Annotated in this window: 14 protein-coding genes; 11 read left to right on the top strand and 3 right to left on the bottom strand. The window is 63.8% G+C overall.

Annotation, left to right across the window (positions count from 1 at the left end; all coding sequences use genetic code 11):
* The 5 genes from XH84_RS16090 to XH84_RS16070 form a co-directional block, all read left to right on the top strand.
* On the top strand, positions 1–220 hold a 220-nt coding region (locus XH84_RS16090), incomplete at its 5' end, for a cupin domain-containing protein (RefSeq protein ID WP_128948488.1).
* 178 nt (positions 221–398) lie between these two features.
* Entirely contained in the window at positions 399–1,403 is a 1,005-nt protein-coding gene (locus XH84_RS16085) for a Gfo/Idh/MocA family protein (RefSeq protein WP_128916446.1), read from the top strand.
* A 51-nt stretch (positions 1,404–1,454) separates the two neighbouring features.
* The gene (locus tag XH84_RS16080) at positions 1,455–2,606 is read left to right on the top strand and encodes a DegT/DnrJ/EryC1/StrS family aminotransferase (protein ID WP_164935933.1); all 1,152 of its coding nucleotides are present in this window, start codon (positions 1,455–1,457) and stop codon (positions 2,604–2,606) included.
* A 187-nt stretch (positions 2,607–2,793) separates the two neighbouring features.
* Positions 2,794–4,320 (top strand): murein biosynthesis integral membrane protein MurJ, encoded by a 1,527-nt coding sequence (murJ, locus tag XH84_RS16075; protein WP_128916448.1) that lies wholly within the window; start codon positions 2,794–2,796, stop codon positions 4,318–4,320.
* Between the two features lie 122 nt (positions 4,321–4,442).
* Positions 4,443–4,892: a DoxX family protein gene (locus tag XH84_RS16070; RefSeq protein WP_128916449.1), complete on the top strand. Its 450-nt coding sequence runs from the start codon at positions 4,443–4,445 to the stop codon at positions 4,890–4,892.
* Between the two features lie 228 nt (positions 4,893–5,120).
* On the opposite strand, the gene XH84_RS39820 is transcribed toward XH84_RS16070, so the two are convergent.
* Positions 5,121–5,270: a hypothetical protein gene (locus XH84_RS39820; RefSeq protein WP_164935868.1), complete on the bottom strand. Its 150-nt coding sequence runs from the start codon at positions 5,268–5,270 to the stop codon at positions 5,121–5,123.
* A gap of 538 nt (positions 5,271–5,808) precedes the next feature.
* On the opposite strand from XH84_RS39820, the gene XH84_RS16065 reads away from it, so the two are divergent.
* From XH84_RS16065 to XH84_RS16045, 5 genes are all read left to right on the top strand, one after another.
* Positions 5,809–6,084: a DUF1127 domain-containing protein gene (locus tag XH84_RS16065; protein WP_128916450.1), complete on the top strand. Its 276-nt coding sequence runs from the start codon at positions 5,809–5,811 to the stop codon at positions 6,082–6,084.
* A gap of 43 nt (positions 6,085–6,127) precedes the next feature.
* On the top strand, positions 6,128–6,652 hold the full coding sequence (locus tag XH84_RS16060) for a GNAT family N-acetyltransferase (protein WP_128916451.1): 525 nt from the start codon (positions 6,128–6,130) through the stop codon (positions 6,650–6,652).
* A 159-nt stretch (positions 6,653–6,811) separates the two neighbouring features.
* The gene (locus XH84_RS16055; protein ID WP_128916452.1) at positions 6,812–9,121 is read left to right on the top strand and encodes a xanthine dehydrogenase family protein molybdopterin-binding subunit; all 2,310 of its coding nucleotides are present in this window, start codon (positions 6,812–6,814) and stop codon (positions 9,119–9,121) included.
* A gap of 155 nt (positions 9,122–9,276) precedes the next feature.
* Complete coding sequence (locus tag XH84_RS16050; protein WP_128916453.1) at positions 9,277–9,723, top strand: c-type cytochrome; 447 nt, start codon at positions 9,277–9,279, stop codon at positions 9,721–9,723.
* Positions 9,724–10,063: 340 nt separating this feature from the next.
* On the top strand, positions 10,064–11,347 hold the full coding sequence (locus XH84_RS16045) for a cystathionine gamma-synthase family protein (RefSeq protein WP_128916454.1): 1,284 nt from the start codon (positions 10,064–10,066) through the stop codon (positions 11,345–11,347).
* A gap of 73 nt (positions 11,348–11,420) precedes the next feature.
* On the opposite strand, the gene XH84_RS16040 is transcribed toward XH84_RS16045, so the two are convergent.
* The gene (locus XH84_RS16040; RefSeq protein WP_128916455.1) at positions 11,421–11,837 is read right to left on the bottom strand and encodes a CHRD domain-containing protein; all 417 of its coding nucleotides are present in this window, start codon (positions 11,835–11,837) and stop codon (positions 11,421–11,423) included.
* A 155-nt stretch (positions 11,838–11,992) separates the two neighbouring features.
* On the opposite strand from XH84_RS16040, the gene XH84_RS16035 reads away from it, so the two are divergent.
* Positions 11,993–12,931 carry a c-type cytochrome gene (locus tag XH84_RS16035; RefSeq protein WP_128916456.1) on the top strand — a complete coding sequence of 313 codons (939 nt, stop codon included), beginning with the start codon at positions 11,993–11,995 and terminating at the stop codon, positions 12,929–12,931.
* 7 nt (positions 12,932–12,938) lie between these two features.
* Here XH84_RS16035 and XH84_RS16030 read toward each other — a convergent pair whose 3' ends face one another.
* The gene (locus tag XH84_RS16030) at positions 12,939–13,184 is read right to left on the bottom strand and encodes an Lrp/AsnC ligand binding domain-containing protein (RefSeq protein WP_018317369.1); all 246 of its coding nucleotides are present in this window, start codon (positions 13,182–13,184) and stop codon (positions 12,939–12,941) included.
* Between the last annotated feature and the right edge of the window lie 27 nt (positions 13,185–13,211).

Raw genomic sequence — 13,211 nt, 5'->3', positions numbered from 1 at the left:
CGCCGAGCACTGGATCGTGGTCCGCGGCACCGCGCAGGTGACCGTCAACGAGACCTTGAAGACCGTGCACGAGAACGAGTCGATCTACATCCCCATGGGCGCCGTCCACCGGATGGAGAATCCGGGCAAGATCCAGCTGGAACTGATCGAGGTCCAGACCGGCTCCTATCTCGGGGAAGACGACATCATCCGGATTGAAGACGACTATCAAAGGTCGTAACCACCAAACTCCGAATCACGACCCGGGCCGAACAGGCGATATTTTTCGCTTAAGGTCCGGGCAACGTGTAACTTTTTGAATCAAATCGTGTCCGGGCCGCGAGGGCGGCATTCGCCACAAATGTGGCGTCCGTGCTAGAAGCGCGCCGGGGATTTGCGTTGAATCGGGGTTTGCTCAGATGAGTTCCAAAGGATCTGCACCGGCAAAGGCCGGCTTGCGCGTCGGCGTCATTGGCGCCGGCGTGATGGGCAGCAACCATGCGCGCGTGCTCAGTGGCCTGCCCGGGGTGAACCTCGTCGGCGTCGTCGATCCTTCGCACGCGCATCGCACCCGCGCGACGGAGCTTGCCAATTGCCCGAGCTTCGAGACGCTCGACCAGCTCATCGCCGCCGGCGTCGATGCGGTCACCATCGCAGCGCCGACCCATCTGCATCACGAGGTCGCGCTCGCCTGCATCGCCAAGAACATCCACGTGCTGGTCGAGAAGCCGATCGCATCCACGGTCGAAGAGGGCCGCGAGATCGTCGCCGCCGCGCACAAGGCGGGCGTGACGCTGATGGTCGGCCATGTCGAGCGCTTCAATCCGGCGGTCGCCGCCGTCAAGCAGGCGATCGCGGGCGAGGATATTCTCTCCATCGCGATCACCCGCGTCGGCCCGTTCCCGCCGCGTATGTCCAATGTCGGCGTCGTCATCGATCTCGCCGTGCACGACATCGATCTGATCCGCTGGTTCACCGAATCCGACATCGTCGAGGTGCAGCCGCAGCTGTCGAGCGCGGTCGCCGAGCGCGAGGACATCGCGTTGCTGCAGTTCCGCACCGAGAGCGGCGTGCTCGCCCACATCAACACCAACTGGCTGACGCCGTTCAAGGCGCGCAGCGTCACGGTCGCGACCCGCGGCAAATACGTGATGGGCGACCTCTTGACGCGCCAGGTCACCGAGTGCTTCGGCTTCAAGCCCGACGGCAGCTACTCGATGCGGCATCTGCCGGTCGGCCATGACGAGCCGCTCCGCGCCGAGCTGATCGCGTTCCTCAAGGCGGTGCGCAACGGCGAGACGCCGGCGGTCACCGGCGACGAAGGCGTCGCCAGCCTCGAGATCGCCACCCAGTGCCTCGAGACGCCGTCACGGCCCGCGGCTAAATCGCCCGCACTCAAGGGCCCGCGCCGCGTCGCCGGCTGATCCCTTTCCATGTCGACCGCTCAAAACCAGCAAGGCGCCGAGAACCCGGCTATGAACCAGCATCTGCGTTCCGAACCCATTCCCTTCATCGACGTCGCCTCGCAGCGCCGCCTGCTCGGCGCCTCGCTCGATGCCGCCGTCAAGCGCGTGATGGACCATTGTCAGTTCGTCAATGGCCCGGAGGTGTTCGAGCTCGAGAAGCAGCTTGCGGCCTATTCCGGCGCCAAGCATGTCATCGGCTGCGCCAGCGGCACCGATGCGATCCTGATGGTGATGATGGCGAAGAATGTCGGGCCCGGCGATGCCGTGCTGTGTCCGTCCTTCACCTTCATCGCGACGGCTTCGCCGGTGGCGCGGACCGGGGCGACGCCGGTTTATGTCGACGTCGATGAGGCCACCTTCAACATGAGCCCGGACTCGCTGAAGCGCGGCATCGCGACTGCGCGCAAGGCCGGCCTGAGACCCGTCGCGGTGATTCCCGTCGACCTGTTCGGCCAGCCCGCCGATCACGATTCCATCGCCGAGATCGCCAAGGCCGAGGGCCTGTTCGTGCTCGATGACGCCGCGCAAGGCTTCGGTGCGAGCTACAAGGGCCGCAAGCTCGGCACCCTCGGGCTCGCCACCGCGACCAGCTTCTTCCCGGCAAAACCGCTCGGCTGCTTCGGCGACGGCGGCGCGATCTTCACCGATGACGACGAGCTCGCGGCGACGCTGCGCAGCATCCGCGTGCACGGGCAGGGCGTCGACAAATACGACAACGTCCGCCTCGGCCTGACCGGCCGGCTCGACACCATGCAGGCCGCAGTCCTGATCGAGAAGCTGAAGATTTTTGACGACGAGATCGCCGCCCGCAACAGGGTCGCCGAACGCTACGCGCGCGGGCTCAGCAACGTGGTCACGGTGCCGCGTCTGGCGCCTGGCAATACCTCGGTCTGGGCGCAGTACACGATCCGCCTGCCCAAAGGCACCGACCGCGACGGCTTCGCCGCCGCGCTGAAGGCTCAGGGCGTGCCGACCGCGATCTATTACGGCAAGTCGATGCACCAGCAGACCGCCTACAAGCAGTATCCGGTGGCCGAGGGCGGCCTGCCTGCGTGCGAGAGCCTGTCGCGGGACGTCATCAGCCTGCCGATGCACGCCTATCTGACCGAGGCCGATCAGGAGCGCGTGATCGCCGCCGTGCAAGGCGCGATTGCGGGCTGATCTCTTACCCTCTCCCCTTGCGGGAGAGGTCGTCGCGCGAAGCGCGGCGGGTGGGGGTTCTGTCCTCTTGGGGATGTCCCGTTGCGGAGGTACCCTCTCCCCAACCCTCCCCCGCAAGCGGGGAGGGAGCGCACCTCCATCGCCGCTTGCACCTAGACCTAATCGCGCCATGCTCTAAAACAGACGCATGCTCGGACGCATCTTCACGGTTGGTGGCTACACGCTGCTCTCGCGGCTGACGGGGTTTGCCCGCGACATCATGCTGGCGGCGATCCTCGGCGCCGGTCCCGTGGCCGACGCCTTTTTCGTGGCGCTGCGGCTGCCCAACCATTTCCGCGCGATTTTTGCCGAGGGCGCCTTCAACGCCGCCTGGGTGCCGGCTTATGCGCATGTCCACGGCGAGAAGGGGGAGGCTGCAGCGCACCTGTTCGCCGACCGCATCTTCACGCTGCTGCTGGCTTCGCAAGTGGTGCTCCTGATCGTCGCCTGGCTGTTCATGCCGCAGGCCATGAGTATTTTGGCGCCGGGCTTTTCCGAAGATGCCGAGCAGCGCAGGCTCGCGATCGAGCTGACCCGAATCACCTTTCCCTATCTGCTGCTGATCACGCTGGTGACGCTCTATGGCGGCATGCTCAACGTGATGCAGCGCTTCGCCAGCGCCGCGGCGGCGTCGATCTTCCTCAACGTCGCGATGATGATGACGCTGGCGCTCGCCGCTTGGTTTCCGACCGCGGGCCACGCCGCGGCCTGGGGCGTCCTGATCTCCGGCTTCCTGCAATATTTTCTGCTCGCCGGCGATCTCGCCCGCCATGGCGGCCTGCCGCGCTTTGCACCGCTCAAGCTCGACGAGGACATCCGCGGCTTCTTCAAGGCGCTGGGCCCGGCGACGCTGGGCTCGATGGGCACGCAGGTCGCGCTGTTCGCCGACACCATCATCGCGACCTTCCTGCCCGCCGGCGCGCTGTCGGCGCTCTATTACGCCGACCGGCTCAACCAGCTCCCGATCGGCGTGATCGGCATCGCCATCGGCACGGTTCTGCTGCCGGAGATGTCGCGGCGGATCACCGCCAACGACCACGACGGCGCGATGAAGGCGCAGCGCCGCGCCTTCGATTTTACGCTGTTGTTCTCGATCCCGTTCGTCGCGGCCTTTCTCACCGTGCCCGACGAGATCGTGCGCGCGCTGTTCGCCCGCGGCGCGTTCTCCAAGGCCGATGCCGTCGCCGCCGGCGGCACACTCGCGGCCTATGCCATCGGGCTGATCCCCTTCGTGCTGATCCGCAGCGCGGTCGCGACCTTCTATGCCCGCAAGGACACCGCAACGCCTGTGCGCGCGTCGCTGACCGGTATCGCGGTCAACGTCGCGCTGAAGGTTGCCTTGATGGGATCGCTCGCGCAGATCGGCCTCGCGCTCGCGACGGCCGTCGGCGTCTGGACCAATCTGCTGCTGGTGCTGTTCTTCGCCCTGCGACGAGGCTTCCTCGTGCCGGACCGCGCCTGGCTGTTGTCGCTCGCCAAATTCCTGCTGACCGGATTGATCCTGGCCGCCGCCTTCTGGCTGATCGCGCGCGTCAGCGGTTCTTCGCTCGGCGCGATGCAATTCCGGGACGAAGTGACGCTGGCCCTATTGGCCGCCGGCGGCACGATCGTCTACGCGCTCGCGATCCTCGTCCTGTTCGGCCGCAGCTGGCTGGTGTCCCTGGTGCGGGGCTAGGCGTTACCCGCCATGACCGCATCATGCCCCGCGGGGGCGCCCTTCATTCGATTCGCCGACCGTGATACGATCTTCGATATTCAGGTGCCGTCCTCACGCAACAACGCAATGAGGCAGTGACCATGACATTCCGCTCTCCCACACCTCGGATCGACGAGTTCGCCACCAGTAATGCCGACCTGCTGATCCTGATCGGCCGCATCCTGCTTGCATGGGTCTTCGTTGGAAGCGCGTACGGAGCACTTACTAACTTCAGTGGCTCAGTAGGCTATTTTCGGTCGCTGAACCTTCCAGTGCCCCAAGTGTTCACGACGATCACCGTCGTGGTGGAAATAGTGCTGTCGGCGGGTTTGGTCCTTGGCATTGGCACGCGCTACTGCGCAATTTTGGCTTTCCTGTTTGTAGTCTCGGCTACCGCAATCGCACATCGTTACTGGGAATATCCCGCCGGTCCGCAACAGATTGGGCAGTATAACAATTTCTTGAAGAACATCTCGATATTGGGAGGCGCGCTGTTGATCCTAGTCACCGGAGGAGGCCGGTTCTCCCTCGATCGGAGGCTGGCGGGCTAGCGGCGTTGTTCGTTTCAGCCTCTCTCTGCGTGATAGCCAACAACTTGCCTGAGCCTGAACTTACCTGAGAACTTACGGGGAGCGGTGGCGCAAGCGTCATCGCCCCCTCGCAGGGCCGAGAGAGTGTGGGGCCGCACGATGTGCGCGACTCGGTCCACGCCATCAACGCGGCGCGCAGCTCTGCCAGTTCGGGAGCTGCCAAGCCGCGCCCTTCAGTCCGCTATTGCGTCACTTCGCCCTAGGCTTGAACGCAACCTGGAGCAGATGGCCGAGGAGTTTTGAGAGAGGCTTCAACTGCTCACCTGCGATCCCGAAGAAAAGCATCAGCCACGTCGCCAGCGCGGCACACCACAATAGGCTTTCCAATGTCTCGGGCATCAGAGTACCCCTTCAAACAATTCCTTGAAATCCGAGTAGTGTTGCCGATCGGGCCCCGCGCAGCAAGTCCTCCTAAAAGTGGCAACATGCTGGAACACTCGGAAGAACCGTTAGCTCGCCATGACATTCGTCAAAGCAGGGCCTCTGTGCTCCGGGGAAGCTGGGCCAATCTGCCGCTGGTGCTGTTCTTTGCGGTGGGACGAGCTTTCTCGGACCGGACCGTGCCTGACTGGTCTCGCTGGTACGCAGCCACGCGAGCTTCCAGCGGCGAAGGCGCCAGCGCGAGCGGCTCGCCCCCAGGATGCAACAGGCGTGCGTACATCCCTTGATTTTGCGCGATCGCCGTGCTATCGGCTTCCTCATGATCAAATGCTCGCGTAAAATCAACTTCAACCACATGACCCGCTTCGGCTGGGCCGTGGAAGGAGTCGTGCGCTAAGAATTCGACGACGACATCTCTTCCACCAGGCCCCGCCGGCATCGGACGGGGCCTTTTCTTTGGCCACGCTCCCTGCCGGCTCAACAGCAGGAGCATCCGATGCCACCCCAACAGACGAACATCTCACCCGAAATTGAGGTCGATGCCGCAAGGCGCGACCTCGACCTCTCCATCGTCTTCAGCCTGCTCAGGCGGTACTGGCGTGTATTTCTTCAGCGGCGCCAGGGCCAGCGAGTGACCTTGCACGACCTCAGCGACAGGGAGCTGATGGATATCGGCTTGACGCGCGGCGAGATCGACAGCGTCGCGCCGGAGCGCGCCATCGAGAGGTTGAGAGACAGCGCGAGGACTCTGTGGGGTCGTGGTGGGATGTGACAGCCCCACCAATCCCCGCCGACCCAAGGGAGAGGACGCGATCATGATATCGCATGCTGCCAGTGCTCAGGCGGATGTAGACATGCGCCGATTGACTGTCGATGACCTCGATCTCTTTCGCGACATTCGCGCGGAGGCGCTTCGGACGCACCCTCAAACGTTCTTTTCTCCTGAAGAGGAGGAGGGCGGGGAGGCGATGATGGCGGTTTATCGCCGTTGGCTGAGTGGGACCATCCTTGGCGCCTTTGGGCGGGGAAATTTGATCGGAGTCGCGGGCTTCTACGTCTCGCCTGCGCGTCGATTGCAGCACAGGGGTCACATCTTCACGGTCTATGTGAGGGAAGACGGCCGAGGTAAAGGGGTCGGAGATCGACTCACCAAGGAGCTTCTTGTCCATGCCGAGGCCTGCGTCGAGCAGGTACATCTCGAGGTCCTGCTCGAAGCCAAAGCTGCAATCAGGACCTACAAGCGCAACGGGTTCGAGGTCTACGGCACGGATCCCGCTGCCGTCCGCATAGGTGACGCCACGTATGACAAGTACCTTATGGTCAGAAAATTCACCCCCTAAGGCCGTTTGGCACGACTGCGCGACCTGGTTGCGCCAGAACCGTCGGCGGTGGCTTCGAATCATCGACCTCAATGGGCAACGCCCACCTAAACCCGTTTGCCTTGCCAGTTTTTCCACGGCAATATGCCCTCAAAACAACCATGAGAACGGGAAGATAAAATGGCGGCTCCCATCAAGTTCGGCGTTGGCCAAAGCGTGCTGCGCAAGGAGGATGACGCGCTCATCCGCGGCAAGGGCCGCTACACCGACGATTACGCGCCGCAGGCCGCGCTCCGCTGCCTGATGCTGCGTTCGCCGCACGCGCATGCCAAATACACCATCGATGCGAATCGTGCCCGCACGCTCCCCGGCGTCGCACTGATCCTGACCGCGGACGATGTGAAGGATCTCGGCAATCTGCCCTGCCTGTTCAATCTCGAGACCGATCCGTTCACCGGCCCGCCTTACCCGATCCTGGCCAAGGACGAGGTGCGGCATGTCGGCGATGCCATCGCCTTCGTGGTCGCCGAGACCATCGACCAGGCCCGCGATGCGATCGAGGCGATCGACGTTAAATGGTCGCCGCTGCCGGCGGTGACCGGCGTCGTCAACGCCGTCAAGAAGGGCGCGCCGCAGGTCTGGCCCGACAAGGCCGGCAACGTGCTGTTCGATGTCTCGATCGGCGACAAGAAAGCAACCGAAGCTGCCTTCGCCAAGGCGCATGCGGTGGCCGAAATCTCGATCGTCAATCCGCGCGTGGTCGCGAGCTTCATGGAGACGCGTGCGGCAGTCTGCGAATACGACGCCAAGCGCGATCATCTGACGCTGACGGTCGGCAGCCAGGGCAGCCACCGCCTGCGCGACATCCTGTGTCAGAACGTGCTCAACATCCCCACCGACAAGATGCGGGTGATCTGCCCCGACGTCGGCGGCGGCTTCGGCACGAAGCTATTTCCGTACCGGGAATATGCCCTGATGGCGGTCGCCGCGCGCAAGTTGAAGAAGGCGGTGAAGTGGGCGGCCGACCGCTCCGAGCATTTCATGGGCGACGCGCAGGGCCGCGACAACGTCACCACCGCGAAGATGGCGTTGGCTGAAGACGGCAAATTCCTCGCGATGGATTGCGACCTGATGGGCGACATGGGCGCCTATCTGTCGACCTTCGGGCCCTATATTCCTCATGGCGGCGCCGGCATGCTGCCGGGGCTCTACGATATCCAGGCCTTCCATTGCCGGGTGCGCACCATCTTCACCCACAGCGTGCCGGTCGATGCCTATCGCGGTGCGGGCCGGCCCGAGGCCGCCTATGTCATCGAGCGCCTCGTCGATGCCTGCGCACGCAAACTCGACATGACGCCGGATGCCATCCGCCGCAAGAACTTCATTCCGCCGAAGGCGCTGCCGTACAAGACCGCGACCGGCAAGGTCTACGATTCCGGCGACTTCGCCGCGCATCTCAAGCGCGCGATGGAGATCGCCGAGTGGAAGGAATTTGGAAAGCGCGCCAAGGCGGCCAAGAAGGGCGGCCTGATCCGCGGCATTGGGCTGGCGAGCTATGTCGAGGTCTGCGGCACCATGGGCGAGGAGACCGCCAATGTGCGGCTCGATCCCAACGGCGACGTCACCGTCCTGATCGGCACGCAGTCGAGCGGGCAGGGCCACCAGACCGCCTATGCGCAGATCGTCGCCGAGCAGTTCGGCGTCGCGCCCGAGCGCGTCCACATCCACCAGGGCGACACCGACGAGATCGCCACGGGCCTCGGCACCGGCGGCTCGGCTTCGATCCCCTCCGGCGGCGTCAGCGTCGAGCGCGCCACGCGCGAGCTGGGGCAAAAGCTCAAGGAGATCGCGGCGCAGGCGCTGGAGGCCGGCGCCGGCGACCTCGAGATTTCGGAAGGCGTGGTGCGCATCGCCGGCACCGACCGTTCGATCTCGTTCGCCGATCTCGTCAAGCGGCCGGGCGTCGATCCGTCGAAGCTGAATGGCAGTGCAACGTTTGCCAGCGCCGACGGCACCTATCCCAACGGCACTCATGTCGCGGAGGTCGAGATCGATCCGGCCACCGGCATCATCAAGATCGTGAACTACGTGATCGTCGATGATTTCGGCAAGACGCTCAATCCGCTGCTGCTGGCGGGCCAGGTGCATGGCGGCGCAATGCAGGGCATCGGCCAGGCGCTGATGGAGCAGGTGGTCTATGGCGCGACCGACGGCCAGCTCATCACCGCGACCTACATGGACTATGCGCTGCCGCGGGCGGCGGACGGGCCGGCCTTCGCGTTCGAGACCCACAACGTCCCTTGCAAGACCAATCCGATGGGCGTGAAGGGGGCGGGCGAGGCCGGCGCGATCGGCTCCTGTCCGGCCGTCGTCAACGCCATCGTCGATGCGCTCTGGCGCGAGTACAAGATCGACCACATCGACATGCCGGCAACGCCCGAGCGGGTGTGGATCGCGATCAGCGAGCACCATCGCCGTCACAGCCTGTAAGTCCAAGCAAACGCGGAACGCGTTTTGCGGGCTCTGCCAAATGAGCCAGAGTGCGACGATTTATCGTCGCGCTCCGGACGGAATGAAATCTGCCAATCGGTGTTGGCCCATGGAGGGGTCGGCACGATCCTGCATTAGGGAAAGGGATTTTGCGAATGAAGCGAGTGTTGGTTGTCGGGGGCGTGCTGCTGCTCGGGATGGGCGCGGTCTGGGCGGAACAGGATTCCGTCAAGGAAGCTCAGACCCTCATGAAGGGCAACGGCAAGAACGCCGGCGCGATGTCGGCGATGGTCAAGGGCGAAAAGCCCTACCACCAGGCCACGGTGGACAGCGCGCTGGCGCAGTTCGAGGATACCGCCAAGAAGCTGCCGAACTTGTTTCCGGCGGGCGCCAAGGGCCTGAAATTTGACGGTGACTACTCGACCTCGCCGAAGATCTGGGAGGACAAGGCCGGCTTCGAGGCGAAAATCGCAAGCTTCGCCAAAGTCGTTCGCGAGGCCAAGGGCAAGATCAAGGACCTGGATTCGCTCAAGGCCAATCTGCCCGCCATCGGCAAGGAATGCGGCGGCTGCCACGAGACCTACCGCGTCAAGAACAGCTGAGGCCGAAGAAAGGCCTCGTAGCCAGAATGAGCGAAGCGATATCCGGGGATTCCAGCCAGCTGATAGTCTGTCCCGGATGTCGCTTCCGCCTTCGCTCCTTGAGCTTCGGCGGACAAATCGCTCCGTCCGGGCCATAGATTCCACGGACTCACGAAAGGGCGGTTGCGAAATCAGCTGCCCTTTTTCCGTTTGCAAGTCTGACGGATCGCCGTCCGAGCGGTTATGTTCGCACCAACTGCCGTAGCGTTGATGCGAGTCGGCGCATCTGTTTCCCGATTGCGTCATGACATCAGGAAGTTCCAACGCGCGGCGAGGATTTCAATCAACAGCGAGACAGGCCATGGCAAAACCGTTCCCGTCGAAGACCCACATCGGCAATCACATGCTGCATCCTGAAACGCTGATGCTGACCTATGGCTATGACCCGCAATTGTCGGAAGGCGCCATCAAGCCTCCGGTGTTCCTGACCTCCACCTTCGTGTTCAAGACCGCCGAGGACGGGCAGGACTTCTTCGATTACGTCGCCGGCCGGCGCGAGCCACCGGAAGGCATGGGCGCGGGCCTGGTTTATTCTCGCTTCAATCATCCCAACAGCGAGATCGTCGAGGACAGGCTCGCGGTCTATGAGCGCACCGAGAGCTGCGCGCTGTTCTCGTCCGGCATGGCGGCCATTGCGACCACGATCCTGGCTTTCGCCCGTCCCGGCGACGTCATTCTGCACTCCCAGCCGCTCTATGGCGGGACGGAAACGCTGCTGACGAACACGCTGGCGCGTCTGTCGATCGGCGCCGTCGGCTTCGCCGACGGGATCGACGAGGCCGCGGTCAAGCAGGCCTCGGAGCAGGCCATGGCCAAAGGCCGCGTCTCGATGATCCTGATCGAAACTCCGGCCAACCCGACCAACGGCCTGGTCGATATCGCGATGATCCGCCGCATCGCCGATTCCATCGGAAAGGCGCAGGGGCACACGCCGATCATCGCGTGCGACAATACGCTGCTCGGCCCGGTGTTTCAGCGGCCGATCGAGCACGGCGCGGATCTGTCGCTGTATTCGCTGACGAAATATGTCGGCGGCCACTCCGACCTGATCGCTGGCGCCGCCCTCGGCTCGAAAGCGATGATGAAAGGCATCAAGGCGCTGCGCGGCGCCATCGGCACCCAGCTCGACCCGCATTCCTGCTGGATGATCAACCGCTCGCTCGAGACACTGAGCCTGCGCATGGAGAAGGCCAACAGCAACGCGCGCCTCGTGGCGGATTATTTGCGCGATCACCCCAAAGTGGCCAAGGTCCATTACCTCGGTCATCACGAGGAGGCTTCGCCCTCGGGGCGGGTATTCGCGCGGCAGTGCCTCGGGGCGGGCTCCACGTTCTCGTTCGACATCGTCGGCGGCAAGGAGGCGGCGGTCAAATTTCTCAATGCGCTCCTAATCCTCAAGCTGGCGGTGAGTCTCGGCGGAACGGAATCGCTCGCGAGCCTGCCCGCAACCATGACTCATTCCGGCGTTCCTGCCGACATCCGCCAAAAGATCGGCGTGCTCGATTCCACGATCCGGCTGTCGATCGGTATCGAGAATCCGTCGGATTTGATCGCCGACCTCGCGCAAGCGCTGAACGCGGCCTAGGCGCGGCACCAAACGAAAAGGCCGGGCGCTCCCTCCTGCGCCCGGCCTTCGCGCCACGAAGCAGCGTTGCGGCTTACTTCGTCACCTGACCCCGGATCTCGCCGCCCGGATTGGCCGCGGTATGGATGTTGATGTATAGCTTGCCGCCGAGCAGATCGGCGGCCTGCGCGTCCGTCAGCGTCGCTTCGCCCTTGACCGGGCTTGCGGTCGCATTCGGGATCGCGACCGCGACGCCGGCGTTCTTGCCGGCCTCGGCAGGCCCGTGGAAATGCGCGGCGGTGGCGGGTCCGGAGAGCCCGGAATAGGTGACGGTCCAGGACAGCTTCTTGCTGGCGGCATCATAGTTCAGATCGGCGGTTCCGGTGCCGCTGCTGCTCGTTGCCGGCACCTCGGACTTGCCGTCGAGCGTTGCTTTGAGCTTTTCAGCGCTGGCCGGGCCCGCGAAGGTAACGGCACCGAGCGCTAAGGCGGCAATGACGGTCTTGTTCATGACGTTCTCCCTGCTGAACCCGTTCGGGCTGCCAAACTTCCAACAGCCGGAATTTCAGTTTATTCCCGTTTCCGGCCGGAGCGGGCTAAATTCTTCGTGGCTGGAGCCGCGACGACATCGGTCTTAGATTTGCCGCGACGGGTGAATGGATCTGCATGTTGCAACGAACAATTCTCGTAGGGCTGCTCGCGGCGCTCGCTGCCGCGGGCGTCTATTGGTGGTTCAGCGCGCCGGTGGTGGCGGCCGCCGGCAACGCGCCGGGCCATGTGGCCAACCTTGCCAATGGCGAAGCAATGTTCAACGCCGGCGGCTGCGCGTCCTGCCACGCCTCGCCCGACCAGCCCGATCGTAGCAGGCTCGGTGGCGGCGTCGCGATCAAGTCGCCGTTCGGAACGTTCTACGCGCCGAACATCTCGCCCGATCCGAACGACGGCATCGGCAAATGGACGGAGGCCGACTTCGTCAACGCAGTGATGCACGGCGTGTCGCCGGGTGGGCAGCATTATTTTCCCGCCTTTCCCTATCCGTCCTATCGGCACGCCAGGCGCGAGGACGTGCTGGATCTCTTCGCCTACTTGAAGACGCTGCCGCCCGTGACCGGCAAGGTGCGCGACCATGACATGCGCTTTCCCTTCAATGTCCGGCGCAATGTCGGCATTTGGAAATTCCTGTTTCTGGACGACAAGCCGCTCATTGCCGACGGCAGCAAGTCACCGCAATTCAATCGCGGCGCCTATCTCGTCAACAGCTTTGGCCATTGCGCCGAATGCCATAGCCCGCGCAACGCGCTGGGCGGCATCATCTCGAGCCAGCGCTTTGCCGGCGGGCCCAATCCGGAAGGTGAGGGCTGGGTGCCCAACATCACCCAGAAGCGCCTCGGCGAGTGGAGCACGAAGGACATTGCCTATTTCCTCAGGAACGGCGAATTGCCCGACGGCGACAGCATCGGCGGCGCGATGACGCGCGTGATCAAGAATACCTCGCAATTGTCCGACGAGGATATTGCGGCGATGGCGGAGTACCTCAAGTCGCTGCCGCCGGTGGACGGTCCGCCACGACCCAAACGCAAGGAAGCCGGCAAGGAAGCTGGTTAGCTGCGGGCTAGCTGGCGCCAAACGCCTTGAAGGTGATGATGGTGAGGGTGTCCTGGATGCCCGGCAGCACCTGCACCTTCTCGTTGACGAAATGGCCGATGTCGGTGTCCTTGTCGACGTAGAACTTCACGAGGAGGTCGTATTGGCCGGCCGTGGAGTAGATCTCGGAGGCGATCTCGGCTTCGGCAAGCGCATTGGCCACCGTGTAGGACTGGCCGAGCTTGCATTTGATCTGGACGAAAAAAGGAACCATTGCGGGCACTCCGAAAGCGTATCTGGC

It is taken from the genome of Bradyrhizobium nanningense, assembly GCF_004114535.1.
Taxonomy (GTDB): domain Bacteria; phylum Pseudomonadota; class Alphaproteobacteria; order Rhizobiales; family Xanthobacteraceae; genus Bradyrhizobium; species Bradyrhizobium nanningense.
Note: the sequence above shows the minus strand (reverse complement) of the source record. Positions and strands in the feature narration are given on the sequence as shown.

Excerpts from the sequence above, each read along its gene's own strand:
- XH84_RS16085 (WP_128916446.1), top strand. The coding sequence starts at position 399 with ATGAGTTCCAAAGGATCTGCACCGGCAAAGGCCGGCTTGCGCGTCGGC.
- XH84_RS16080 (WP_164935933.1), top strand. The coding sequence starts at position 1,455 with ATGAACCAGCATCTGCGTTCCGAACCCATTCCCTTCATCGACGTCGCC.
- murJ (WP_128916448.1), top strand. The coding sequence starts at position 2,794 with ATGCTCGGACGCATCTTCACGGTTGGTGGCTACACGCTGCTCTCGCGG.
- XH84_RS16070 (WP_128916449.1), top strand. The coding sequence starts at position 4,443 with ATGACATTCCGCTCTCCCACACCTCGGATCGACGAGTTCGCCACCAGT.
- XH84_RS39820 (WP_164935868.1), bottom strand. The coding sequence starts at position 5,270 with ATGCCCGAGACATTGGAAAGCCTATTGTGGTGTGCCGCGCTGGCGACG.
- XH84_RS16065 (WP_128916450.1), top strand. The coding sequence starts at position 5,809 with ATGCCACCCCAACAGACGAACATCTCACCCGAAATTGAGGTCGATGCC.
- XH84_RS16060 (WP_128916451.1), top strand. The coding sequence starts at position 6,128 with ATGATATCGCATGCTGCCAGTGCTCAGGCGGATGTAGACATGCGCCGA.
- XH84_RS16055 (WP_128916452.1), top strand. The coding sequence starts at position 6,812 with ATGGCGGCTCCCATCAAGTTCGGCGTTGGCCAAAGCGTGCTGCGCAAG.
- XH84_RS16050 (WP_128916453.1), top strand. The coding sequence starts at position 9,277 with ATGAAGCGAGTGTTGGTTGTCGGGGGCGTGCTGCTGCTCGGGATGGGC.
- XH84_RS16045 (WP_128916454.1), top strand. The coding sequence starts at position 10,064 with ATGGCAAAACCGTTCCCGTCGAAGACCCACATCGGCAATCACATGCTG.
- XH84_RS16040 (WP_128916455.1), bottom strand. The coding sequence starts at position 11,837 with ATGAACAAGACCGTCATTGCCGCCTTAGCGCTCGGTGCCGTTACCTTC.
- XH84_RS16035 (WP_128916456.1), top strand. The coding sequence starts at position 11,993 with ATGTTGCAACGAACAATTCTCGTAGGGCTGCTCGCGGCGCTCGCTGCC.
- XH84_RS16030 (WP_018317369.1), bottom strand. The coding sequence starts at position 13,184 with ATGGTTCCTTTTTTCGTCCAGATCAAATGCAAGCTCGGCCAGTCCTAC.